Annotated in this window: 14 protein-coding genes; 7 read left to right on the forward strand and 7 right to left on the reverse strand. The window is 62.2% G+C overall.

The features are described from left to right. Positions 1-44: 44 nt before the first annotated feature. The gene (locus C8K58_RS22975) at positions 45-824 is read right to left on the reverse strand and encodes an acetoin reductase (protein WP_027606547.1); all 780 of its coding nucleotides are present in this window, start codon (positions 822-824) and stop codon (positions 45-47) included. A 170-nt stretch (positions 825-994) separates the two neighbouring features. On the opposite strand from C8K58_RS22975, the gene C8K58_RS22980 reads away from it, so the two are divergent. Next, positions 995-3142 carry a TonB-dependent siderophore receptor gene (locus C8K58_RS22980; RefSeq protein ID WP_108574363.1) on the forward strand — a complete coding sequence of 716 codons (2148 nt, stop codon included), beginning with the start codon at positions 995-997 and terminating at the stop codon, positions 3140-3142. Positions 3143-3322: 180 nt separating this feature from the next. Here the strand turns inward: C8K58_RS22980 and C8K58_RS22985 are convergent, their stop codons facing one another. Both C8K58_RS22985 and C8K58_RS22990 read right to left on the reverse strand, forming a co-directional pair. Then, positions 3323-3760 carry a carboxymuconolactone decarboxylase family protein gene (locus tag C8K58_RS22985; protein ID WP_065941158.1) on the reverse strand — a complete coding sequence of 146 codons (438 nt, stop codon included), beginning with the start codon at positions 3758-3760 and terminating at the stop codon, positions 3323-3325. 100 nt (positions 3761-3860) lie between these two features. Then, positions 3861-4331, reverse strand: coding sequence for an Lrp/AsnC family transcriptional regulator (locus tag C8K58_RS22990; protein WP_027606550.1), 471 nt, complete (start codon positions 4329-4331; stop codon positions 3861-3863). A gap of 123 nt (positions 4332-4454) precedes the next feature. Here C8K58_RS22990 and C8K58_RS22995 point away from each other — a divergent pair, with 123 nt between their 5' ends. Then, positions 4455-5738, forward strand: a complete 1284-nt coding sequence (locus C8K58_RS22995) for a methionine gamma-lyase (RefSeq protein WP_256592538.1) — start codon at positions 4455-4457, stop codon at positions 5736-5738. Here the strand turns inward: C8K58_RS22995 and C8K58_RS23000 are convergent. Next, positions 5674-7305 carry a PvdJ/PvdD/PvdP-like protein gene (locus C8K58_RS23000; RefSeq protein ID WP_108574364.1) on the reverse strand — a complete coding sequence of 544 codons (1632 nt, stop codon included), beginning with the start codon at positions 7303-7305 and terminating at the stop codon, positions 5674-5676. The two genes, C8K58_RS22995 and C8K58_RS23000, sit on opposite strands and share 65 nt — an antisense overlap. Positions 7306-7447: 142 nt before the next feature. Between C8K58_RS23000 and pvdM the strand changes: the two genes are divergently transcribed. Genes pvdM through C8K58_RS23015 form a run of 3 tightly spaced genes read left to right on the forward strand, consistent with a single transcriptional unit; the run spans position 7448 to position 10992 of the window. Continuing rightward, on the forward strand, positions 7448-8797 hold the full coding sequence (gene pvdM, locus C8K58_RS23005) for a pyoverdine-tailoring dipeptidase-like protein PvdM (RefSeq protein WP_092357760.1): 1350 nt from the start codon (positions 7448-7450) through the stop codon (positions 8795-8797). A gap of 18 nt (positions 8798-8815) precedes the next feature. Beyond that, the gene (locus C8K58_RS23010; protein ID WP_027606553.1) at positions 8816-10087 is read left to right on the forward strand and encodes an aminotransferase class V-fold PLP-dependent enzyme; all 1272 of its coding nucleotides are present in this window, start codon (positions 8816-8818) and stop codon (positions 10085-10087) included. Positions 10088-10119: 32 nt separating this feature from the next. Further along, positions 10120-10992 (forward strand): formylglycine-generating enzyme family protein, encoded by an 873-nt coding sequence (locus C8K58_RS23015; RefSeq protein ID WP_092357756.1) that lies wholly within the window; start codon positions 10120-10122, stop codon positions 10990-10992. A 122-nt stretch (positions 10993-11114) separates the two neighbouring features. On the opposite strand, the gene C8K58_RS23020 is transcribed toward C8K58_RS23015, so the two are convergent. Then, entirely contained in the window at positions 11115-11945 is an 831-nt protein-coding gene (locus C8K58_RS23020; RefSeq protein WP_027606555.1) for a N(5)-hydroxyornithine transformylase PvdF, read from the reverse strand. Between the two features lie 200 nt (positions 11946-12145). Between C8K58_RS23020 and C8K58_RS23025 the strand changes: the two genes are divergently transcribed. After that, positions 12146-13798, forward strand: a complete 1653-nt coding sequence (locus C8K58_RS23025; RefSeq protein ID WP_098479742.1) for a cyclic peptide export ABC transporter — start codon at positions 12146-12148, stop codon at positions 13796-13798. A 154-nt stretch (positions 13799-13952) separates the two neighbouring features. Then, positions 13953-16340 carry a TonB-dependent siderophore receptor gene (locus C8K58_RS23030; protein WP_108574365.1) on the forward strand — a complete coding sequence of 796 codons (2388 nt, stop codon included), beginning with the start codon at positions 13953-13955 and terminating at the stop codon, positions 16338-16340. 157 nt (positions 16341-16497) lie between these two features. On the opposite strand, the gene C8K58_RS23035 is transcribed toward C8K58_RS23030, so the two are convergent. Further along, positions 16498-20616: an amino acid adenylation domain-containing protein gene (locus tag C8K58_RS23035; protein WP_108574366.1), complete on the reverse strand. Its 4119-nt coding sequence runs from the start codon at positions 20614-20616 to the stop codon at positions 16498-16500. Beyond that, a partial coding sequence (locus C8K58_RS23040) for a non-ribosomal peptide synthetase (protein ID WP_133822143.1) occupies positions 20616-25551 on the reverse strand: 4936 nt, incomplete at its 5' end. The genes C8K58_RS23035 and C8K58_RS23040, both read right to left, overlap by 1 nt.

A 25551-nucleotide genomic window follows, 5' to 3' on the forward strand; every position in this document is an offset into this window, starting at 1 on the left:
GGGGCTTGCCCCCTCCCACATTTAACACCGTCGGCCTTGGGAGATCAGCGATAAACCAGCCCACCGTCGATCAAGGGCGCCTGTCCGGTCATGTAATCCGCATCCGGCCCGGCCAGGTAGGCCACCAACCCCGCCACATCCTCCGGCGTTTCCGCACGGCCCAAGGCAATCCCATCCACATACTGCTTGTAGGTCGCCCCCACTTCGGCGCCGGTAATCTCGGCCATGCGCTTGTCGATCTCCACCCACATATCGGTGCCCACTACGCCCGGGCAGTAGGCGTTGACCGTGATCCCGGCGCTCGCCAGTTCCTTGGCCGCCGCCTGGGTCAAGGCGCGCACGGCGAACTTGGTGGCCGAGTACACGCCCAGCAGCGCAAAGCCTTCATGGCCGGCGATGGAGCAGGCATTGATGATCTTGCCCTTTTGCTTGAGCGCCTTGAATTTCCTGCCGGCAGCCTGGATGCCCCACAACACGCCCTGCACGTTGATGCCCAGGGTGCGCTCGACCTGTTCCGGGCTGACGTCCAGCAGCGCGTCGATCTGCGCGACCCCGGCGTTGTTGACGATAATGTCGAAGCCGCCGAGGGCCTGGTGTGCGTGTTCGACCGCCGCCACCACCTGGTCGCGCTTGGACACGTCGGCGATAAACACCGAGGCCTTGCGCCCCAGCGCCACGACTTCGGCAGCCACGGCTTCGAGCTTGGCGCCATTGATGTCGACCAGGGCGATGTCGGCACCGTCCTGTGCCAGGCGCAGGGCGATGGCCCGACCAATGCCCTGCCCGGCGCCGGTCACCAGTGCAACTTTTCCAGCGATACCCATGATGATCTCCTGCAAGGGTTAGAGAAGTCCTGTCTATCGCAGGTGGGCACGCAGGCTGTCGAGAGGCACGTCATTCAGTGGGCGGGCTGAGACGGGACGTCTCACTTGTAAAACCGGGCGGTTATGCCTAGCTTATGCGCCCCCCGCCCTGCGCTTTAAGGCCCTCCCCCATGGTTTTGCGTTTTCGTCCTGTCGTCAGTACACGTTTCGCCCTCGGCCTGCTGCTCAGCGGCGGGATCGGCAACAGTTGGGCGGCACAACTCGAGCTGCCGGCGTTGCAAGTCCAGGGCGAGGACACGTCAAGCTATCGCGCAGACACCGCCTCGGTCGGCGGCTTCAACGAGGCGCCGCTGCTGGACACTCCTGCCTCGATCACGGTGATCAATGCGGCGCTGATCAAGGACCAGCAAGCGCGCCTGCTCAGTGAAGTGCTGCGCAACGACGCTTCGGTGGGCGATAGCTACGCCCCCATCGGCTACTACGAAAATTTCGTGGTGCGCGGTTTCTCGCTGAATGCGGCGAGCAGCTACAAGATCAACGGGCGCACCATCACCGGCGAGCAGAACGTCGCCCTGGAAAACAAGCAGCAGGTGGAAGTGCTCAAGGGCCTGGCCGGTTTGCAGAGCGGGATTTCCGAGCCCAGCGGCGTGATCAACTACGTGACCAAGCGTCCGGAAGACGTGCGCCAGGTGACGGTGTCCACCGATGACCGCGGCAGTGGCTATATCGCCACCGATGTGGGTGGCTGGTTTGGCAGCGAGCAGCAATTCGGCCTGCGGGCCAACGTCGCCCATGAAGACCTCAATGCCTATGTGGAGCACGCCAACGGCCAGCGCGACTTTGTGTCCCTGGCCTTCGACTGGAACATCAGCCCCGACGCGGTGCTGCAACTGGACGCGGAATACCAGAACAAGCAACAGCGCTCGGTACCGGGCTACCAGTTGCTGGGCGGCACCGAGGTGCCCCACGACGCCTCGCCGAAAAAACTGCTGGGCCACCAGAGCGGTTCCAGGCAGGTCGGCATCGATTCGCTGAACCTCAACGGCAGGTTCGAGTACCGCTTCAGCGACCAGTGGAAAGGCAGCGTCAGCGCCGCGCGCAGCAAGGTGGTGATCGATGACTACAGTTCGTTTGCCTGGGGCGGCGACACCAACGGTGTCGGCAACCACTTCACGCCCGAAGGCAACTACGACGTCTACGACTACCGCAGCCCCGACGACACCCGCCGTGACGATGAAGTCCAGGCGGCGATGACCGGCCTGTTCGACACCGCAGGCATCGGCCATGAACTGACCTTCGGCACCAGCGCGTTTCGCCGGGTGATCGACAAGCGCAAGTCCGTCAACGAGTACATCGGCACGGCCAATATCGACGCTGACGCGCCGACGTTCACGCCCACCGACAAGCCGTTGAACGACAGCCATCGCACCCTCGACAGCCGCCAGTATGGCCTGTTCATCACCGACCGCATCCGCCTCAACGAGCACTGGCAAACCCTCCTCGGTGGCCGCGAAGTGCGCCTGGATGAAAAAGCTTTCGACGGCGTCACTGGCAACCAGGCCCGCCACACCCAGCAATACGTGTTCCTGCCCCAGGCATCGTTGATCTACAAACCGGTGGAAAACATCTCGCTGTACACCAGCTACAGCAAAGGCCTGTCCCTGGGCGGCACCGCCCCCTGGTTTGCCAGCAACGCCGATGAAACCCTGGCCCCGACCACCTCGCGGCAAATCGAGGCCGGGGTGAAATACGACTGGCGTCGCATCAGCTTCGCCGCCGCTGTGTTCCAGACGCGCCAGGCCTACCAGTACGCCAAGCCGGATGGCGCCGGCCAGTTCACCTACGTGCAGCAGGGCGAACAGAAAAACACCGGCGTGGAACTGTCGGCCAACGGCTGGGCCACCGAGCGCCTGCAGATTTCCACCAGCGTGGCGGCGATTCGTGCACGGGTCAGCGGCAGCGGCACACCGGCATACGAAGACCACCAGGCGATCAACGTGCCCAAGCTGCGCGCCAGTGTGTACGCCGATTATGCGTTGCCGTGGGTCAATGGCCTGGCGGTGCTCGGCGGCGTGCAATACAGCGCCAAGAAGTACGCCAATCGCAGCGGCAATGTGGAGGTGGGGGATTACGCGGTGGTCAACGTCGGCAGCCGCTACACCACCCGGGTCGACGGCTACGAGACGGTGTTCCGCCTGAGCGTCGACAACCTGTTCGACAAGCGCTACTGGCGCGACGCGGGCGAGTACATGGGCGATGACTATCTGTTCCAGGGCGCGCCGCTGACGGCGCGCCTGAGTGCTTCGGTGAACTTCTGACACTTACTGCTGTGGCGAGCGGGCTTGCGAATCGTCGCACCGCCCGCGTTGGGGTGCGAAGCGCCCCTGATGAAGACGAATGGGGTATATCAGGCACTCCTCTGCGCCTGGTTTTGGGGCTGCTGCGCAGCCCAGCGCGGGACAAGCCCGCTCACCACAAAAGAGCCGTCTTCAACCGCCTTATTCAGGCATCTTGCGGAAACCTACCGCGAGGCGGTTCCAGCTGTTGATGGTGGCGATGGCCACGCTCAGGTCGACTTGCTCCCGGGGGCTGAACTCGGCGGCGAGCGCGGTGAAGTCTGCGTCCGGGGCGTGGGTCTGGCTCAGCAGCGTCAGGCTCTCGGCCCAGGCCAATGCCGCGCGTTCACGCGGGGTGAAGAATGGCGTTTCGCGCCAGGCCGACAAGGTGTACAGGCGACGCTCGGTCTCGCCACCCTTGCGGGCATCGGCGGTGTGCATGTCCAGGCAAAAGGCACAGCCGTTGATCTGTGAGACCCGCAGGCGGATCAGCTCCAGCAATGGCAGTTCGATGGACAGTTTGCCGACGGCGGCTTCCAGGGCGAGCATGGCTTTCATGGCGTCTGGGGAAGCGGTGTAGAAATCGGTACGGGCTTGCATGGGGAACTCCGGAACGGTGGGAAGTGGTGGCTAGGTTAGCCACCGGGCCGTAGGGGAGAAATAGCCAATTACGGGGAAGAACAGGTGACCAATGGCGCGATCAACCTGGTAATGGAATTACCCGCAACGGTCGCACCGACTTATAGGAAAAACTCGAATAGATCTCCTTGACGCACGGCAGCGTCTGCAACACCTCCCGCGCAAACTCGCCGAACGACTCCAGGTCCCTGGCCACCACCTCGAGCAAAAAGTCATAGCGTCCCGACACGTTATGACAGGCCACGATTTCCGGAATATCCAACAGGCGTTGCTCGAACGCCCGGGCGATTTCCTGGGTGTGGCTCTCCATCATGATGCTGACAAACGCCGTCACCCCATACCCCAGCGCCTTGGGCGAGAGGATCGCCTGGTAGCCGCTGATCACCCCGCTTTCCTCCAGGTTCCTGACCCGTCGCCAGCACGGTGAAGTGGTCAGGGACACGCGGTCGGCCAGCTCGGCCACGGTTAAACGGGCATTACCCTGCAGGGCGTTTAATAACGCTTTGTCGGTGCGATCCAGCGTGATGGGCATGACGTGCCTCTGCTTATTGTTTTTAGCGAGTTTTCATCCCAGGACAAGGGATTTGTCGGCAAAGTTTGGAAAATACGGCCGTGGTTATAAGCATAGCATTGTAGGAAATAAGGAGCGCCCGACATGAACACTAAACACAATGCATTCGGCTTTTCCACCCGTGCCATCCACCACGGCTACGACCCCAAGGACCACCACGGCGCACTCGTGCCGCCGATCTACCTGTCGGCAACGTTTGCGTTTCCCACCGCCGAATACGGCGCCGCCTGTTTCTCCGGCGAGGCCGGCGGCCATTTCTATACGCGCATTTCCAACCCGACCCTGGCGCTGCTGGAGTCCCGCATGGCCAGCCTGGAAAACGGCGAGGCGGCGGTGGCGTTCAGTTCGGGCATGGGCGCGATTGCCGCGACGTTCTGGACCCTGCTGCGCCCAGGCGATGAGGTGATCGTCAGCCAGACGCTCTACGGCTGCACCTTCGCCCTGCTGCATCACGGTATCGGCGAATTCGGCATCAAGGTGCGCCACGTGGACCTCACCGACCTGGCGGCCCTGCAAGCGGCACTCAGCCCCGCCACCCGCATGATCTACTGCGAAACCCCGGCCAACCCCACCCTGCAACTGGTGGACATCGCCGCCGTGGCCGCCCTCGCCCATCAACAGCCGAACGTGACCGTGGTGGTGGATAACACCTACTGCACGCCGTACCTGCAACGCCCCCTGGAACTGGGCGCCGATGTGGTGGTGCACTCGGCCACCAAGTACCTCAGCGGCCATGGCGACATCACCGCCGGCATCGCCGTGAGCAACCAGGCCCTGGCCCAGCGCATTCGCCTGCAAGGCCTCAAGGACTTGACCGGCGCGGTGATGTCGCCCCAGGACGCTTCGCTGTTAATGCGCGGCCTCAAGACGTTGGCCCTGCGCATGGACCGCCATTGCAGCAACGCCCAGGCCGTGGCCGAAGCCTTGCAGGCGCATCCCGCCGTGGAGTGGGTGACGTATCCGGGGCTGCGCGGCTTCGCGCAACACGCATTGGCGGCGCGGCAGATGAGCCAGGCCGGCGGCATGATCGCCTTCGAACTCAAGGGCGGGATCGACAGCGGACGACGCTTCATGAATGCCCTCAAGCTGTTCACCCGCGCGGTCAGCCTGGGCGACGCCGAGTCACTGGCCCAGCACCCGGCGAGCATGACCCATAGCACCTACACCCCTGAAGAACGCGCGCACCACGGCATCAGCGAAGGCCTGGTGCGTTTATCGGTGGGGCTTGAGGACGTTGCCGACCTGTTGGCGGACGTGCAGCGGGCGCTGGCCAAGTGCACCCGCGCCGTGCCACGCCAAGCGCTCAAGCCTCTCGCGCCTTCACCTTCAAATGCCGCGCATACCAAGGCCGCTGCGGCACGCGCTTGAACAGGCCCTGCAACAGGTGCTCGTCCTCGCCAAAGGTAATGCGCAAGGCGAGCTTCATGGTCTCCGGGTCCATCTCCATCGACTTGCCCATCTGCAACCCCGGGGTGGTGCTGCAGCCATGGGTGTCCGGGCCCAGCCACGGGTCGTCGACTTCGACCCAACGCCCCGGGGCGAACCAGGCCACGCCGTTGACGTCCAGGCGCCTGACTTCGCCGGGGTTGAAGCGTTCGTGGGCGCGGTACCAGTCCTCGATACGGTCGTCGATCCAGCCGTGGAAGTGCCAGAACACCGGGTTCACATGAGATGAAAACGGGTCGCCGAGGAAGTCGTTTTCTGCCGCGTACCAGCGCGGGGCAAAGTCTGCCGGGTCGCGGGCCAGGGGGACCGGCGCGCCGTTGGACGGGTCGCGGGGCACCGAGGCCCAGCGCATGTGCAGCCAGTCGTGCAGGCCCAGTTCCATTTCGGAGCCGAGCTGGCCCAAGGTCAGTCTGGCCAGGTAGCGCGGGTCGCGGTACTGCGATTCCCAGACCTGGAAGTTGCTGTGGTAGGTCTCGGCGGCCTTGATGTCGCTGACCCACTGGGTGTATTCGCTGTCGTCCGGGGCTGACCAGGTGGGCGGCAGCGCGAAGCCGTCGTGGTTGTCGAAGTAACGCAGGAAGCCTAGGCGGTCGCGCTCCAGCGCCGGTTGCGGTTCGGGGAATACGGGCCACGAGGGCAGATCCTGCATGGAACGCGCGGTGCCGAGCATATGCCGGTGCATGAAGAAAAAATCGATGCCCGAGCCGTTGCGGTCTTTGTGTTTGCCACGGGCGTCACGCTCCTTGCCGCGCGGGCCGGGTTGCCAGCCGATGCCGCGCAGGGCGTCGCGTTTTTCTTCGGAGAGTTTGTGCCACTGGTCACGGGTGGCGTGCCACAGCTGGTGAAACAGGCGGTGCTCCGGGGCAATCAGCCAGGCCAGCAGGGTCGGGTTGAGGCCGATGCGTTGGCGGGCTTCGGGAAACAGCTGTTTGTGGGCGATAAAGCGGTTGTCACGTTCGGTCAAGGCCAGGGGGCGATCCAGGTCGAGGATGTGCCCGCTGAGGGTGCTGCTGCCGGCGTTGGCGAAGTCGGCCCAGACTTCATCGAGGGTCATCTTGAACTCATAGGCGGGCCTGCCGTCGAGGGCATCGCGGTCGATCAGGCGCCAGTAGAGCAAGGCGCCCTCGCCCGTCAGCAGGTCACCGAGCACGCGGTAGCGCGGTTCGCCGTCGGCGCGCAGGTTGGCGGCGGTGTCCAGGTAGCCGCGCAGGCCACGGCCACGGGGGGCGATGTCGAGCAGCAGTTCCAGGCCTTGCAGCGGCAGGCCCTTGAGGCCGGCGTCGCGGCCTTCCAGGCGCAGGCGCCACACCCCGCGCAAGGTGTTGGCCAGGTGCTGCCCGGCGGTGTCGGCCAGGTCCACGGTGGCTTCGCCGGGGGTGATGGGGAATTCTTCTTCGCGCGTCAACTCGCGATGGGCATAGAAAGCGGCCGGCACAGCCGCGCCGGTCAGCGCCAGGCCTGCGATGAACCCACGTCGAGAGATGGTCATTGTCTACCTTAGGAAACGGCTTTATCAGAGCTAGAACGTTTGCAGGCCGGGGAAATTTACCGCCCTGCCCGTGCCGCCTAAATTTCCCCGCGCACCACTCGTTCTTCCCTGATAGCGAAGGCCTCAACTGACTGAGATGGCAATGACAAAACCACGTTCGAAAAAGGCGCTGTACATCGGCGTGCCGCTGGCACTGGCCATCGGTGCCGGCGCAGGCTTCCTGGCCTGGGATCACTGGTTCAAGGGCAATGCCGGCTACCCGCTCGCCGTGATCAAGCAGGCCAATGAACTGCAGGACCGCCTGCTGTCGTTCGACAGCCACATCACCGTGCCCATGGACTTCGGCACCGCCGGCAACGAGGCGGACAAGGACGGCAGCGGCCAGTTCGACCTGGCCAAGGCGGCACGCGGTCGCTTGTCCGGCGCAGCCCTGACGATCTTCGGCTGGCCGGAAATCTGGAATGGCCCCAATGCCCCGCACAGGCCTACTGACGGCTTTGTCGAGGAAGCCCGCCACGAGCAGGAGGTGCGCTACAAGATCATCTCCGGCATGGTGCGTGACTTCCCCAATCAGGTCGGCATCGCCTATACCCCGGATGACTTTCGACGCCTGCATGGCGAAGGCAAGTTCGCGATTTTTATCAGCATGCTCAACGCCTACCCGCTGGGCAATGACCTGAACCAGCTGGACCTGTGGGCCGCCCGTGGCATGCGCATGTTCGGCTTCAGTTATATCGGCAATAACGCCTGGTCCGACTCATCGCGCCCACTGCCGTTTTTCAATGATTCCGTCGATGCCCTCGAAGGCCTGTCGGACATCGGCAAGCAAGCAGTGCAGCGCCTCAATGACCTGGGGGTGATCATTGACGTGTCGCAGATGTCGACCAAGGCCCTGGAGCAAGTCGCGCACCTGAGTCGCACGCCGATGGTGGCGTCCCACTCGGCACCGCGCGCGTCGGTGGACATCCCGCGCAACCTCAGCGACAAGGAACTGCAACTGATCAAGAACAGTGGCGGCGTGGTGCAGGTGGTGGGCTTCCCGGCCTACATACGCCCCCTGAGCCAGCCGACCCAGGACAAACTCAACACCCTGCGCGCGCGTTTCGACCTGCCGCCGCTGCCCAACCTGGCCATGGCCCTGATGCCGGGGGACGCGATCATCGCGGCATGGCCGGAGCAGAAGTTCGGCCAGTACGCCCAAGGGCTGTACGGGATTCTTGAGGAAGAACCCAAGGCCACGCTCAAGGACTGGGGCGACGCCGTCGACTACACCGTGCGCAAGATCGGGATCGATCACGTCGGCATCGCTTCGGACTTCAACGACGGCGGCGGTATCGACGGCTGGAACAACGTCGGCGAAATCCGCAACGTCACCGCCGAACTGATCCAGCGCGGCTACTCCGAAGCCGACATCGCCAAGCTGTGGGGAGGCAACTTCCTGCGGGTGTGGGACCAGGTACAAAAAGCCGCCAGACCCTTGGCCAACCGCTAATCACCTAGAAGCAAGTCCATGACTGACCGCCGTACGTTTCTCAAGCAGGCCGGGGTATTCGCCGCCAGCCTGCCATTGGGCGCTGCACTCATCCCGCAGGCACTGGCTGCCACCACCACGGATGACCCATGGACGGGGTTCAAGCAGCTGTTCAACCAGGACCCGGATTACCTGCACTTCTCCAACTTCCTGGTGGCCTCGCACCCCAGGCCGGTACGCGAGGCTATCGAGCGTTACCGCGCCCAGATCGACCGCAACCCAGGGCTCGCCATGGACTGGGACCTGGAGGAAACCTGGAAGCGCGAAGGCCAGGTACGCGAATGGGCCGGCCGCTACCTCAAGGCCACCCCGGCGCAGATCGCCCTGACCGGCAGCACCTCCGAAGGCCTGGCGATGATCTATGGCGGCATCAAGGTGCGCCCGGACCAGGAAATCCTCACCACCGTGCATGAGCATTACGCGACCCAGAACGTGCTGGATTTTCGCGTACTCAAGGAAGGCACCCAGGTGCGCCGGATCAAGCTGTTCGAGCGGGCCAGCCAGGTCTCTGCCGATGAAGTGCTGGGGAATATCCAGCGCAATATCCGACCCAACACCCGCGTGCTGGGCATGACCTGGGTACAGTCCGGCAGCGGCGTGAAACTGCCCATCGGCGAGATCGGCAAGCTGGTGGCGGCGCACAACCGCAACCGCGACGACAAGGACCGCCTCCTCTATGTGGTGGATGGCGTGCATGGTTTCGGCGTGGAAAACCTCGATTTCCCCGACATGCATTGCGACTTCTTTATCGCCGGTACCCATAAATGGATGTTCGGTCCGCGGGGTACCGGGCTGGTGTGCGCGCGCAACCCTGAAAACACCTACGTCACGCCCATGGTGCCGACCTTCTCCGAAGACAAGGACTTCGCCACCATCATGACCCCCGGCGGCTATCACGCCTTCGAGCATCGCTGGGCCGCGGATGAGGCCTTCAAGCTGCACCTGCAACTGGGCAAGGCGCCGGTCCAGGCGCGCATCCATGGGCTGAACGCCGAACTCAAGGAGCAATTGCTGGCACACCCGCAGATCGAACTGGTCACGCCGCGCAGCCCCGAACTGTCTGCCGGCTTTACCTTCTTCCGGGTCAAGGGCCAGGACAGTGATCGGGTGGCGGCCTATATGCAGAAGAACCGCGTGGTGATCGACGCGGTGGACCGCGACGTCGGCCCGGTGATCCGCACGGCGCCCGGCCTGCTCAACAACTCCGACGAAATCCAGCGCTTCATGACCCTGCTCAGCCAGCGGTTGTGACGCGCCTTTTTCCCTTTGCACGAGAGGCCCCTATGACGCCACTGCGACTCAACCCCCTGACGACCCTGGCACTGACCGCCCTGTGCGGCGCGCTGCTGCCGGGCCTGGCCCAGGCTGCCACGCCGCAACCGGGCAAAGTGTTCAAGGACTGCAAGGACTGCCCGGAAATGGTGGTACTGCCCGCCGGCACCTTCACCATGGGGACGCCGGAAGACGAAGTCGGCCGCGAGCCGGACGAAGGCCCGATGCATGAAGTGACCTTCGCCAAGCCGTTCGCCATGAGCCGCTTCCACATCACCGCCGGCGAATGGGACAGCTATATCCGCCAGACCGGGGTGAAGATCGCCGACGGCGACACCCGCCCCGGCCGCGAATGCATCGCCAGCAAGCCACGCTACCCCCAGGGCCCGCGCCAGCCGGCGGTGTGCATGGACATGGACGACATCAAGCACTATGTGGCCTGGCTGTCGAAAAAGACCGGCCAGCAGTACCACATGGTCAGCGAAGCCCAGCGCGAATACGCCGCACGCGCCGGCTCCACCGGGCCATTCCCGTTCCCGTTCGACGAGGGCAAGGGCTACAGCATCGCCAAGCATGCCAACACCTACGGCCCGGCGGACGGCTACAGCTATTCCTCGCCCGTGGGCAGCTACCCGCCGAATGCGTTTGGCATGTACGACATGCATGGCAATGTCTATGAGCGGGTGGCCGACTGCGAGCACTCCAGCTACATCGGCGCGCCCACCGACGGCAGCGCATGGATGGAGCCAAACTGCGAGGGCTACATGATTCGCGGCAATGACTGGGGCGAGGCGCCGGTGTTTTCGCGCTCGGGCAACCGCAACAACATCTATCCGCAGACACGGGGGGATTGGATTGGCTTCAGGGTCGTGCGCGATCTCTGAAGCTGACGGGATTTAATCTGGGAGGGGGCTTGCTCCCGATGGGGTGCGGCAGTCGACATCGCCATTGACTGATACTCCGCCATCGGGAGCAAGCTCCCTCCCACAGTCAAATCGTGCGCGGCTTAGACCCCCTTCTGCGCCAGCAACTCCAGGCCTTCATGCAACGCCGGGAACAGGCTGTTATTGAAGTTGTTCCAGCGCAGTTCGAGGATGGTGTCGTCCGGCGAGATTTCGGTCTTGAGCACGTCGTGGAACACTTCGCCGGAGTCGATGCCGTTGTCCACGTAGTGGAACGAGGCGCCGGTGAGGTACAGCGGTTCACACGGCTGCGTCTGCTTGGTCGCCCAATCCACCACGGCTTGTCCGCGGGCACCGTACAAGGCATTCCAGGTGGCGTAGGCACCCCGGCGCTCATAGGGCGATTCGATACGGGTGATACCGGGGTGGATGTTCATGATGCGACGGGCAAACGGCGCACCGGGGCGCACCAGCTCGTCCAGGATCACCAGCAGGCCGTCGAGCACCACGATATCGGCCTTCAACTCCACCAGGGTGTCATGCAGGCGGCGTTCGAAATCCTGCTTGCCGGCAACGTGTTCCGCGCTGCCCCGAGGCAGGCGCCGATAGGTGGACGGCACGCTCAGCAGCAGATCGTTGACCAGGCGCCCCTGCACCCGCAGGTCGGCCGGGTACAGCCACTGGCGGCCGGGCTTATAGGCAAAGCCGTAGTCGGCCACCAACTGCTGGTCCCGCGGGTTCTGCTCATCGTCGTCATATATCACGCCCACCAGGTTGTAGGCCTCGCCCAGTGACGTGTCGTTGAGCGACCCCACCAGAAACTCCAGCACCGACTTCATGTAGCGCTCGTGGTCCTTGTAGGCCACCGGCTGGCCGGCCTTGTCGGCAGCGGCATTGCGCAGGGACCACACGTACACCAGGTTCTTTTTCGTCATTGTTTCGCTCTCGCTGGAAAGATCAGGCACGCGCCGATACGCGTGCGCCTACACCACAAGAACGAACCAGCCCACGCGCAATTTATCCGCCACCACCACCGCCGGGCACGCCGAGCTAAATAGTCGCGCCAATCCTTCGTTTGTCATGGGTAAGGGTCTGTGTGCCCAGCCCCCTCTTTTTCACTTTCCGGGAAGTACTTATGACCGACCCCAAGCGCGGCGCCTTCAAAGGTTTGCTTGCATTGCTCAGGCCGTTTCGCACCATCGTGACGGTCTCCGTCGCCCTGGGCATGGCCGGCGGCCTGGCCATCACGCTGTTGCTGGCGACCATCAACAACGCGCTGCATTCTTCCACGGGTATGACCCAGGGGGTGATCCTGACGTTTGCGGCGTTGTGTGTACTGGCGCTGGTCAGTTCGATCGTGTCGGATATCGGCACCAACTTTGTCGGCCAACGCATCATTGCAGCACTGCGCAAAGAACTGGGCGAGAAGGTTCTGTCAGCGCCCATCGAGCAGATCGAGCGCTACCGCACTCACAAGTTGATCCCCGTGCTGACTCATGATGTCGATACCATCAGCGATTTTTCCTTCTCCTTCACACCACTGGCCATTGCAACCACGGTGACGCTGGGCTGCCTGGGCTACCTGGCGTACCTGTCGGTGCCGATGTTCCTGATGATGGTGGTGGCGATCGTCATCGGTACCGCCGTGCAGTACGCGGCACGCTCGGCGGGCATCAAGGGGTTCGAAGCCGCTCGCGACCAGGAAGACGAGCTGCAGCGCTACTATACCGCCATCGCCTCGGGTGCCAAGGAGCTGCGCATTCATCGGCCACGCCGCTATCGCATGAATACACATCGCATCCAGGCGACTGCTGATCGTATCGGCGATATCCAGATCCGCTCGGTCAACATCTTCATTGTCGCCAAGACATTCGGCTCCATGCTGTTTTTCGTGGTGATCGGCCTGGCGCTGGCCTTCCAGGCCTATAACCCCAACCCGGACCCAGCGGTGATCACCGGTTTTGTGCTGGTGCTGTTGTATATGAAAGGCCCACTGGAACACGTGGTGACCGCACTGCCGATCGTCAGTCGGGCACAGATCGCGTTCTCGCGCATCGCCGAGCTGTCCGAGCGGTTCTCATCCCCCGAACCGCACCTGCTGCTGGAAGACAGTGAAGCGCCAAAACCCCAAGTGCACAGCCTTGAGCTGCGCGGCGTGACCTACAGCCCGCCGCCGGTGGAAGGCAGCGAGCCATTCCACCTGGGCCCGATCAACCTGAGCATCAAGCAAGGCGATATCGTGTTTATCGTCGGTGAAAACGGCTGCGGCAAAACCACCCTGATCAAGCTGTTGCTGGGGCTTTATCAGCCACAATCAGGTGAAATACACCTCAATGGCGAAGCTGTGATTGCCCCTACCCGCGACGACTACCGCCAACTGTTCACCACCGTATTCGCCGACTATTACCTATTCGACGATCTCGTCCAAGGGGGTGGGCAGAAGTCTCTGGACAGTGCGGCCCAGTATCTGGACCGCCTGGAGATCGCCCACAAGGTCACGATCAAGGACGGCGCGTTCAGCACCACCGACCTGTCCACCGGCCAGCGCAAGCGCCTCGCGCTGGTCAATGCCTGGCTGGAGGAACGCCCGGTACTGGTGTTCGACGAATGGGCCGCCGACCAGGATCCGGCCTTCCGCCGCATCTTCTACACGGAGCTGCTGCCAGACCTCAAGCGCCTGGGCAAAACCATCATCGTGATCAGCCACGACGACCGCTATTTCGACATCGCCGACCAGTTGGTGCGCTTGCGCGCTGGCAAGGTGGTGCACGAAATGGAGCCAGCATGAATTTTCTTTTCCGGTTTTCCCAGGTGGGAACGTCTCACTAGTGGTAATGAGAACCAACCTCATAAATACCTATAAACTGCCCAACTAAAATATAGAAGAGAAAGCACCCATGTCAGTACGACTCGGTCTCAGCCCCCTGAGCAAAGCGCTCTCCATGCGCAGGGCCTTGAACATCCACCTCAAGCCTTGCGCCTTGGCCCTGGCGGTGTCGTTACCGCTATCGAGTTACGTGCAGGCACAAGAGATTGAGATCGACATTCCTGCACAGCCGTTGGGGACAGCGCTCCAGGAATTTGGCCGTCAGACCAACTTGCAGGTGCTATACAGCCCGACGGATGTACAGGCCAAAAACAGCACGACGGTGAAGGGCAAGCTGGAGCCAGCCCACGCCATCGCCGCCCTGCTCAAGGACACCGGCATCAGCTACGGCCTGCAAGGCAGCGCAGTGACCATCACGGCGGGCGCGACCTCCGGGCTGGAGCTGGGGGCCACCCAGGTGACCGCCAACCAGTTGGGTACGGTCACCGAAGGCACGGGCTCCTACACACCAGGCACTATCGCTACCGCCACGCGACTGGTGCTGACCCCGCGTGAAACACCGCAGTCGATCAGCGTGATTACGCGCCAGCATATGGATGATTTCGCACTCAACTCCATTGATGATGTGATGCGTCATACACCGGGCATTACCTTGTCGGCCCTGGACAGCGAACGCACTAACTATTTCTCCCGTGGGTTCTCGATCGAGAACTTCCAGTACGACGGCATCCCTACCCTGCGAAACTCGGCCTATTCGTCCGGGCAAACCCTGAGCGACATGGCGATCTACGACCGCGTGGAAGTTCTCAAGGGCGCAAGCGGCCTGCTGACGGGTGCCGGGGCACCGGGCGCTACCATCAACCTGATCCGCAAAAAGCCTACCCGTGATTTCAAAGGCAGCGTGGAGCTGGGTGCCGGCAGCTGGGACAACTATCGCTCCCAGGTCGACGTAAGTGGCCCTCTCACCGAGAGCGGCAACATCCGCGCCCGTGCCGTAGCCGCGTATCAGGACAAACATTCGTTCATGGACCGCTACGAGCGCAAGACCAACGTTTACTTCGGCACCGTGGAAGCGGACCTGGACGAGGACACCCTGCTCACCATCGGCTTCGACTACCAGAACAGCGATCCTCAAGGTTCTGGCTGGTCGGGCAGCCGCCCGCTGTTTGACCGTAGCGGCAACCGCATCGATGTAAAGCGCTCATACAACAACGGCGCGAAGTGGAGCAGCTGGGAACAGTTCACTCAGAGTTTCTTCACGACCCTGGAGCACAATTTCGACAACGGCTGGGTGGTCAAAGGCCAGTACACACACCAGTTCTCCGGTTATGACGCGCCGATGGGTGCGATCCAGCTGGGCCCATTCACGGCAACCGGTCTGTCGACGCTCTACGCGAACAAATTCACCGGCGATACCCGATCCGACTCCGGCGATATCTACGCCAGCGGCCCGTTCAGTCTGGGCGGCCGCGAGCATCAGTTGGTGGTGGGCGCCTCTGCGTCCAATTCCCAGTGGAAAGGCAAGGATTACGGTGCGCCGATTCACGCCAATGGGCGCATTGTCGATTTCTGGAACTTCGACGGTAACTTCCCGGAGCCGAACTGGGGCACACCGACTCGAATCATTGATGAAACCACCCGGCAAACCGCTGGTTATATGACCGCCCGGTTCAACCTCGCGGATGACCTGAACGTCTTCATGGGCACCCGCGTGGCCAACTACTGGCTGACTGGCGACAACAAGTCCACCGAAACCGGTAAGCTCGTACCCTATGCCGGCGTAACTTATGACCTGAACGACAACTTCACCGCGTACGCCAGCTACAGCGAGATCTTCATGCCGCAGGTGTATAACCGCGACAGAGAGAACAAACTGCTCGAACCGGATGAAGGCAAGAATTACGAACTGGGTTTGAAAGGCGAGTTTTTCAACGGTGGCCTGAACACCAGTTTGGCCTACTTCGAAGTGCATGAAACCAACAGGGCTGACCCGGATTCTGACTACAACGCCAACCCGACCAACCCGTCGATCTTGTATGCCTATAAAGGCATCGCCGCCAAAACCAAAGGCTTCGAGGCCGAAATGTCCGGTGAGCTAGCCCCAGGCTGGCAGGCCCAGGCTGGTTACACCCATAAAGTCATCCGGGATGAGCATGGTGTAAAAGTATCTACTTGGGAGCCTCAGGATCAGGTCAGCTTCTTCACCTCGTACAAGCTCAGCGGGCCGCTGGACCGTTTGACCATCGGCGGTGGCGCTCGCTGGCAGGGCAAGTCCTGGCAGGAAGTGACCAACAGTGGCAAGGGACGGCAGGAGGACTTCACCCAGGAAGCGTATTGGGTCGTGGACGCAATGGCCAAGTACCAGATCACCGACAACGTCTCCGCGACACTGAACGTGAACAACATCTTCGACAAGTACTACTACACCAACATTGGCTTCTATAACACGGCCTATTATGGTGACCCACGCAACGTCATGCTGAGCACACGCTGGGACTTCTAACCCCCGGCAGTTGCGTGCAAGCAGCACTTAGACCCCCGCCATCAGGCGGGGGTTTTCTTTGTTGCGCGCCAGGCATGGCGCGTAGCGACGTGACTGGAACACCACGCAAAAAACACCGGCGCAAGGCCGGTGTCCAGTGTAAGCGTGCTCGCCCGGGCTAGTGCCTGGCAGCCGTCAGGGCCGCTACGAACGAGGCAATGAACTCAGGGTTGTCGACGATTCGATCATGGGTCGTATCGATGACCACCGAAGTGTCCAGTCCATGGCCGATCCCCTCTTCAAGTGCCGTGCAGATGACTTGCCGATCACTGGCAGATTTGCTTTGTGCAGCCCACCAGCAACTCACAGGAGCAGCGAGGCGCACATAGGCGGCATCCTTCAAGCGCTCATCGAGTGTGCGTTTCAACGCCCACGAAACCTCCAGCTCGCCGCCTTGTTGCAGCTCGTTGCGCAAGCTGACAAATACCTCGCCCAAAGCCGACTTTCCCCACTCGCAAAGCGCCTCCCACCGTTGGTCCGCCGTGGCGCCCGAGTGCTCGATATCCTGCCAGGCCTGTGCAATATCCTGGGCCGCGTCAGGGAACATGACCGTCAGCAACTCCACGCGCTTATCGCCTGCTTCCAGTGATTCAAACGCCGGCCGCAGGGTTTTGTCCCTGTCCCAGAACGCAGTGACATGCATCGGCGGAGGCGCATCGATGCTCCCCAGGAACGCCACTTTGGCCCCCTGCGCCTCCAGTCTGCCAGCCACCTGCAACGCAAGGTTCCCACCCAGCGACCACCCCGCGAGGTAATACGGACCCTGCGGCTGGCTCGCAAGAACCTGATGGGTATAGTCCTGAACCATGGCATCCCACGTCGGCACCTGGCTTTGCGGATCAAGCAGAGCCCGACAAATAACGCCCTGTACCGGCATCTCCGAGCGCAAGGCCATGCCAAGCGCCTTGTAGCAGTGCACTGAACCGAAACTCGGGTGAAACAGAAACAATGACGGCCCGCCCTGCTGGCCATTCAAGTCAACGAGCAGCGAGCGCGCTCGTTCATCCGACGCGCTGCCCGCCAACGCCCTAACGGTTGGGCGCGTCATCAATTGGTTGACCGTGAGCATCAACCCGCATTGAGCCGCCAGGCGTTCTTTCACCACCAGCAACAGCAATGAATGACCGCCCAGTTCAAAAAAGTTATCGTCCAGGCCAACCCGCTCGGTACCCAGCACCTGTTGCCAGATCTGCGCGACCTGGTGTTCGAGCGCCGAATGCGGCGCCACATACTCGCGTCGCTGAACGGCGGTTTCGGGGCGCGGCAGTGCCTTGCGCTCAAGTTTGCCGTTGGGGCTCAATGGCATACTGTCCAGCAAGACCCACTGGGCCGGCACCATAAACGCCGGCAGATGAGTCGATAGATAGGCCGTGAGGGTTTCTCGCCAGTGCGGCATTGGCTGATCGAGCACCACGTAGCCGACCAATTGTGTGCCGTCCAGCGCCAGCACGGCGGTCTCGCGAACCCCGTCATGCTCAAGCAGGCGCGCTTCGATCTCACCCAACTCGATCCGCAGGCCGCGCAGCTTGACTTGATGGTCAATACGCCCGGCGTACTCGATCACCCCATCGGGACGATAACGCGCCAGGTCTCCAGTGCGGTACATGCGCTCGCCGCCCCCGAACGGGCTGGCGACAAATCGCTCGGCGGTCAACACTGGCCGACGATGATAACCACGTGCCAGCCCCTTGCCTGCCAGGTACAACTCTCCGAGCACACCGATCGGCACCGGTTCAAGGTTAGCGTCCATGATATGACACCTCAGGTTGGCAATGGGTTTGCCAATGGGCACCGCGTCCTTGCCTTCGTCAATGCAGGCCCAGCTGGTGACATCAATGGCTGCTTCCGTAGGCCCGTAGAGGTTATAAAGGTGGGCCTGAGGCAGCTTGGCGAAGACTTGTTGTTGCGCATCCACCGGTAAGGCTTCGCCGCTACAGATGATGCGCTGCACACTGCTGCAACGGCCCACTAGGCAGTCCTGCAGGAAGGCTTGCAGCATCGACGGCACAAAGTGCAGCGTGGTGACAGATTCGCGCGTGATCACCTCCACCAGCTTCGTCGGATCACGGTGATCGCCGGGTGCCGCCATCACCAATCGCGCGCCGCTGAGCAATGGCCAGAAGAACTCCCACACCGACACATCAAAACTGAACGGCGTCTTCTGCAGCACCGTATCACCGGCACACAATGCATACGCCTGTTGCATCCAGCACAAGCGGTTGGTCAAGGCTGCATGGCTGTTGCCCGCGCCCTTGGGCTTGCCGGTGGAACCGGAGGTGTAGATCACATAGGCAAGGTGTTCACCGCTCAGGGCTACGTCAGGGTTGGCCTCGCTGTACGCGTCCAGCCAACGCTCATCGCGGTCCAGGTCAATACGCAACACGCTGTCGGCGGCCGGCAGGCTCAAGTGCGACTGGCTGAGCAACAGGCTTACCGCACTGTCCTCCAGCGTATAGGCCTGGCGCTCCGCGGGGTAATCCGGGTCCACAGGCACGTAGGCACCTCCAGCCTTGAGGATCGCCAACAAGGCGACGACCATTTCCACGGAACGCTCCATTGCCACGCCCACCAACACGTCCGGACCGACACCACGTGCGATCAAGGCATGGGCCAGGCGGTTGGCGCGATGGTTCAGGACGGCATAGCTCAACTGCTGCGCGCCAAACACCAGGGCTGGCCGATGCGGGTCATGTTCGGCGTGGGCTTCAAACAGTTGGTGCACGGTCTTTTCAAGGGGGTAATCGACAGCAGTGGCATTCCAGCCATCGACGATCTGCCGGCGCTCTGCTGCGGCCAGGATTGCCAGAGAGTCGACCAGGGCCTCCGGCGTTGCAACCATTGCACTCAACAGTCGTTGCCAGTGCTGCGCCATGCGCTCGATGGTTGCTGCGTCGAACAGGTCGGTCGCGTAGACAAAGGAAGCCCGAATGCTCGATGCCTCCTGCACAACATTCAAGCTAAGGTCGAACTGAGCGGTTCGGCTCTCCCAGTCCAGGCCCTCCAACACCAGGCCGGAGCTTCCCGGCTCGCTTGTACTGCCAGCGCCACGGTTCTGATGGTTGAACATGACCTGGAACAATGGGCTGTAACTCAAGCTGCGTTCGGGACGAAGCGCTTCCACCAGTTGTTCGAACGGCAAGTCTTGATGCGCCTGGGCTTCCAGCACCCGTTGGCGGGCTTGGCGCAACAGCGCCAGCACGCTGGTGTGCTCGTCCACCTCGGCCTTCAGCACCTGGGTATTGACGAAGAAGCCGACCAGGCGCTGCGTCTCGACCCGGTTACGGTTGGCGGTCGGCACACCGATACGGATGTCCTGTTGCCCGCTGTAGCGATGCAACAACACCTGAAAGGAGGCCAGCAGCACCATGAAACCGGTGGCGCCTTCACGCTGAGCCAAGGCGTTGACACCCGCTACCACGCGCTCATCCAGCACCAGGTCCAGGGAAGCACCGCGAAAACTCTGCACCGCCGGGCGTGGCCGGTCCAACGGCAGTTCCAGCACCGGCTGGTCGCCGCCGAGCAGGCTGCGCCAATATTCCAGTTGGCGGTCCTTTTCCCCCGCTTCCATCCAACTGCGCTGCCACAGGGCGTAGTCGGTGTACTGGATTGGCAGTTCAGGCAACTCAAACTCACGCCCATGGGTGTAGGCGCCATAGGCCTGTATCACTTCCTCCACCATCACTTGCATCGACCCACCGTCGGAAATGATGTGGTGCTGCACCAGGACCAGCACATGGTCCTGCTCTGCCAGACGCAGGAGCGTCATGCGCAGCAACGGGCCGCTCTCCAGGTCAAAGGGTTGCGCAATTTCCTGTTCGACGCGCGCTTTCAACTGGCTTTCATCAATGGTTTCAGGCACCAGTGTCACGAGGTATGCAGGCTGGACTTCCTGCTGCATGTCCTCACCGACCTGGCGAAACCGCGTGCGCAAACTCTCGTGTCGGGCTATCAGGTGTTCAAAGCTCTTTTGCAGCGCCGTAACATCCAGATGCCCCCTGAGCCGCAAAGCGCTGGGGATATGGTATGCAGCGCTCTGCGGATCCAATTGCCAGAGAAACCATTGCCGCTCCTGAGCATACGAGAGCGTCAGGGAGGGCGCCTCTCGCCGTACCTTCGGGATCGGCAGGTTGCCCGGCGAAACGCCTTCCTGCAGCATCCTCTGCAGGTACACCTTGCGCTGTTCCAGCGGCAGCCCGATAAAGCGCTGCATGATTTTGTACGCCATCTGGCCGTCCATTACAGCTGCTCCATTTCGTCGAGGAGTGAATCTAGGAACGACAGTTTCTCAGTGCTTATGCCGCCGCCCTGACCCTGTAAATGCGCTGCCAGTTCCCTGAGCTGGGCATGCTGGAACAGCTCGTGCACGCTGATCTTCACGCCCAGGTCCAGCTGAATGCGCGACATCACATTGATCACCAGCAACGAGTGCCCGCCCAGCTCGAAGAAGTTGTCATTCAACCCCACTTGCTCAACATCCAGCACGTCTTGCCAGATTGCCGCCAGGTGCTGTTCAAGGTCGCTGCAAGGCGCCACATATTCACCTTGCAAAACATGGCTGTCGGGCTCCGGCAGGGCCTTACGGTCCAGTTTGCCGCTGGGGCTCAACGGCATGTGCGACAGGCGCACGAACTGTTTGGGCACCATGTAGTCCGGCAGTAGCGCCTGCAGGGCATGACGCAACGCCTGAGCGTGATCGATCTCATCGAGTACCGTTGGGAGGGCCACGTAGTAGCCTATCAATTGGCCGCCAACACCGTCCTGGCGCAGGACGACCTCGGCCTGGGCCACTCCGGCCTGGAGCAGCACCAGCGCACGAACTTCCTCCAGCTCCACGCGGAAGCCGCGAATCTTGATCTGATGGTCCAGGCGCCCCAGGTACTCCAGCGCGCCATCCTCGGCCCAGCGCACACGGTCGCCGGTCCGATACAGGCGTGAACCGGCGCCGCCGAACGGGTCCGCGATAAAGCGCTCGGCCGACAACCCCGGACGTCCGAGATAGCCGCGCGCCAAACCGGCTCCCCCCACGCACAACTCGCCGGCAACACCGATCGGGACCGGGTTCAGATCACCGTCCAGTACCCGGCAAATCACACCGTCCAATGGCCGGCCAATCGGCGAACGGGTGCCGTCCTCAAGGGAGCACGCCCACCAGGTCGCGTTGATCGTCGTTTCGGTCGGCCCGTAACGGTTGTGCAATGTTACGCCGGGCAGGGTCCGCAGGATCTGATCGCGCAAATCGGCGGTCAACGCTTCACCGCCTGAGAACACCCTACGCACGCGGGTGCACTGGGCGACGCCCGGCGTATCCATGAACAATTGCAACAGCGAGGGCACAAAGTGCAGCGTGGTCACGCCAAATGCCTGGATCAACTCCACCAGGCGAACCGGATCCCGATGTTCGCCCGGGGCCGCTATCACTAGCCGGCTGCCGCTGATCAGCGGCCAGAAACACTCCCATACCGATACGTCAAAACTCATCGGGGCTTTCTGCAACAGCACATCGTCGGCCTGCAATGCGTAGGTGTCCTGCATCCATTGCAAGCGTTGCGCCAATGCTTCGTGTGTCACACCCACACATTTCGGGTTGCCGGTGGTGCCGGAGGTGTAGATCACGTACATCAGGTTATAACCGTTGACGGGCACCTGCGGATCGGTTTCACCGCACCCGCTCAACCAGCATTGATCACCTTCAAGGCTCAGGCACTGCACGTCATCGGCCAACGGCAGGTTCAGGTGCGACTGAGTCAGTAGCCACTTCACGCCGCTGTCCTTAAGCATGTAGGCCAGGCGCTCTTCGGGGTAGTCGGCGTCAAGCGGTACATACGCACCACCGGCCTTGAGGATCGCCAGCAGCCCGACCAGCATGTCGAAAGAACGCTCCAGCGCGATACCTACCAGCGAATCCGGGCCTACACCTTGCTTGATCAGCCCATTCGCCAGGCGATTGGCACGTCGGTTCAGCGCATCGTAGGTCAACTGCTGCTCGCCGAAGATCACAGCGGTTGCCTGTGGCGTGCGGCGCACCTGCTGTTCGAATTGCTGCTGGACAGACTGCCAAGAGGTCTCGCTCGGCAACCCGTTGCCTTGCTCCAGCAGGGCCAGGTGCTCCGACTCTGTCAACAACGTCAACTGTGCCAGAGCCGCATGGGGCTTGGCGACCAGCTCTGCCAACAGGTGCAGCAGATGCCGGTTGAGACGTTCAACCGTGGGGCCGTCGACCTCACTGCGGTCATAGCTGTAGTGCAACGTCAGGGTTTCGCCGACACCGACGGCGATCGACAGCGGATAGTGCGTCTGTTCCCGGCTGCTGACACTGCCAAACCGCACCCCTTGCGGGGCACCCTGCTCCAGCACCTCCGATACAGGGTAGTTCTCGAACACCAGAATGGTGTCGAACAACGCCTCGCCCCCCAGCCCGGCCAGGCGTTGCAGCTCGAACAACGGCGTGTGTTCATGCTCGCGCAACGCAAGGTTCTGTTGCTGGATCTGTTGCATCCATTGCGACGCGGGCATATCCGGGCGAGGAGTTGCTACCACTGGCAAGGTATTGATGAACAACCCAACTTGCTGCTCAACACCGCGCAGGTCCGCGGGGCGTCCCGATACTGTGGCGCCGAAGGCCACGGTGTCCTGCCCGGTGTAGCGTTGCAGCAACAGCAACCAGGCGGACTGCACCAGGGTGTTGAGGGTGATCTTCTGGCCTTGGGCAAAGGCCTTGAGGCGGGCCATGCCCACGGCATCCAGCTCATGGGCGTATTCACCCAGCCCGGACGCCCTCACATCCTTGTTGCGAGGCAGCGCCTGGAACAGACGTGTCGGCTCATCCAAGCTGGCCAGCTGGGTCTTCCAGAAGGCTTCGCGCAGGGTTTTATCCTGGGATTGCAGCCAGGCGATAAAGTCCCGGTAACGCGCGACCTGAGCCTGCGGCACATGGCCAGCGTAACGCCCCAGAACTTCGCCGAGCAGTTGGGAGCTGCTCCAGCCATCCATCAGGATATGGTGGCTGGTGTAGATCAGATGGCAACGTTGCGGGCCGGTGTGCGCCAGGGCAATGCGCACCAACGGCGGGCTCTCCAGCGCGAAGCCTTGCAAGCGCTGCGCATCGGCCAACTGATCCAGTTGCTGCTGCTGATCGGCACCTTCCGGGCACTCTGTTTCGATAAACGGCATTTGTACCTGGCGATGCACCACTTGCAGAGGCTGCGCAAGATCCCCGTCCCAGATGAAGCCGGTACGCAGAATGTCATGGTTATCCAGCGCTGCCTGCCAGGCTTCACGGAAACGAGCGATGTCCAGGCCCTCAACATTCACGCGCATCTGGTTGACATAGTCGCCCGCCTGGGGCTCGTACAAGGCGTGGAACAACATGCCCTGCTGCATCGGCGACAGCGGGTACACATCATCGACGGTAGCTAACGCAAACTGGTCCAGCTGTGCCTGGCTGAGTCGGGCCAGCGGGAAGTCCGACGGCGTCACGCCTTGATGTGCGGCCAGGCAGCAATGCTCGATCAAATGCTTGAGTTCCTGCGCATAGCCATCGGCCAGGCGTTGTACGGTGACCTCGCTGAACATCTCGCGGCTGAAGCTCCAGCTCAGGTTCAGTTCACCGCCGTACACCTGCCCGTTGATTTCCAACCAGTTACCCAGCAAGGCGTGCTCGCTCTGGTCAGCGCCAGCACTTTCGCCCGTAGGGGTGAAGAAGGCCTGTGCCGCAGCATCATTGAAACTGCCGTCGAACTGCCCCAGGTAATTGAAGGTGATCCGTGGCTGCGCCAGCCCGCCCAATACCTGCCGGGCCTGGTCATCGCCCAAGTAGCGCAGTGCGCCGAAGCCAATCCCTTTATCCGGGACAGCGCGCAATTGCTCCTTGATACCCTTGATCGAGTCGGCCAGGGACGTGGCCGGGGTCAGCGCCAGCGGGTACATGCTGGTGAACCAACCGACTGTGCGGGTCAGGTCGACGTCCTCGAACAGATCCTCACGACCGTGCCCTTCAAGTTTGACCAACAGCGATTCGCCGCCCGTCCACCGTGTGATGACCCGGGATAACGCGGTCAGTAGCAGGTCATTGATCTGCGTACGGTATGCCGCCGGAGCCTCTTGCAGCAGGCGTCGGGTATAGGATTGATCGAGGTGCGTGCCCACGCTCAGAGCCAGTGAATTGTGCAAACCACCTTGCGGGTTATCGCAAGGCAGATCGGCATCGACGCCTTGCAGCTGCGCCTTCCAGAACCGCAGTTCTTCCTGCAGTGCCGGGCTATGCGCATGAGCCTGTAATCGCTTGCCCCATGCCTGGATCGAACTGCTCTTAGCCGGCAGCACAGCCGCCTGCCCAGCCTGCAGTTGGGTGTAGGCGGTCTGCAGGTCTTCGAGCAGGATCCGCCATGACACGCCGTCCACCACCAGGTGGTGAATCACCAGCAACAGCCGTTGCGATGCATCCGGCAACTCGACCAGCACCGCACGCATCAGCGGCCCTTCTGACAGATCCAGGCTGCGTTGTGCCTGCAGGCCCAAGGGCTCAAGCGCCTCAATGGTATCGAGGGCGGTTTGCCAGAGCAGCTCGTCTTGGGTTTCAACCCCTCGGTAGTGAGCCTGCCAGCCGGCCGCTTGCGGGCTGAAACTCAGGCGCAATGCGTCGTGATGCGCCAGCAGCGCTGCCAGGGCGGTGCGCAATGTCGCGCCATCCAGTCGTTCGCCCGGGCGCAGGACCACGGATTGGTTCCAGTGGTGACGCTCGGCAATGTCTGCCTGGAAAAAGTACTGGTGTATCGGCAACAGCAACGCTTCGCCGGTGACCGGCCCTTGCTCGATCACAAGGCCCTCCCCGCCCGCCTGGGCAACTGCTGCCAGGCTCAGTACGGTCTGATGCTGAAACAGGTCCTTGGGCGTAAATCGAACACCGGCCTGCCGTGCACGGCTAACTACCTGGATCGAAATGATCGAGTCGCCACCCAGCTCAAAGAAGTTGTCATTCAAGCCCACACGCGGCAGGCGCAGTACATCGGCCCAGATGGCAGCGATCTTCTGTTCCAGCTCGCTCTGCGGTGCGACATATGCTTGCTGCATCTGGCTCACATCCGGTTGCGGCAGGCCCTTGCGGTCGAGCTTGCCGTTGGGGGTCAACGGCATTTGCGCCAGGAAGATGAAATGCGCCGGGATCATGTAGTCC

The organism is Pseudomonas sp. GV047 (assembly GCF_003058245.1).
Taxonomy (GTDB): domain Bacteria; phylum Pseudomonadota; class Gammaproteobacteria; order Pseudomonadales; family Pseudomonadaceae; genus Aquipseudomonas; species Aquipseudomonas marginalis.

Bases quoted from the DNA above. Each gene is read 5' to 3' on its own strand.
- C8K58_RS22975 (WP_027606547.1), bottom strand. From the start codon at position 824: ATGGGTATCGCTGGAAAAGTTGCACTGGTGACCGGCGCCGGGCAGGGC.
- C8K58_RS22980 (WP_108574363.1), top strand. From the start codon at position 995: ATGGTTTTGCGTTTTCGTCCTGTCGTCAGTACACGTTTCGCCCTCGGC.
- C8K58_RS22985 (WP_065941158.1), bottom strand. From the start codon at position 3,760: ATGCAAGCCCGTACCGATTTCTACACCGCTTCCCCAGACGCCATGAAA.
- C8K58_RS22990 (WP_027606550.1), bottom strand. From the start codon at position 4,331: ATGCCCATCACGCTGGATCGCACCGACAAAGCGTTATTAAACGCCCTG.
- C8K58_RS22995 (WP_256592538.1), top strand. From the start codon at position 4,455: ATGAACACTAAACACAATGCATTCGGCTTTTCCACCCGTGCCATCCAC.
- C8K58_RS23000 (WP_108574364.1), bottom strand. From the start codon at position 7,305: ATGACCATCTCTCGACGTGGGTTCATCGCAGGCCTGGCGCTGACCGGC.
- pvdM (WP_092357760.1), top strand. From the start codon at position 7,448: ATGACAAAACCACGTTCGAAAAAGGCGCTGTACATCGGCGTGCCGCTG.
- C8K58_RS23010 (WP_027606553.1), top strand. From the start codon at position 8,816: ATGACTGACCGCCGTACGTTTCTCAAGCAGGCCGGGGTATTCGCCGCC.
- C8K58_RS23015 (WP_092357756.1), top strand. From the start codon at position 10,120: ATGACGCCACTGCGACTCAACCCCCTGACGACCCTGGCACTGACCGCC.
- C8K58_RS23020 (WP_027606555.1), bottom strand. From the start codon at position 11,945: ATGACGAAAAAGAACCTGGTGTACGTGTGGTCCCTGCGCAATGCCGCT.
- C8K58_RS23025 (WP_098479742.1), top strand. From the start codon at position 12,146: ATGACCGACCCCAAGCGCGGCGCCTTCAAAGGTTTGCTTGCATTGCTC.
- C8K58_RS23030 (WP_108574365.1), top strand. From the start codon at position 13,953: ATGCGCAGGGCCTTGAACATCCACCTCAAGCCTTGCGCCTTGGCCCTG.
- C8K58_RS23035 (WP_108574366.1), bottom strand. From the start codon at position 20,616: ATGGACGGCCAGATGGCGTACAAAATCATGCAGCGCTTTATCGGGCTG.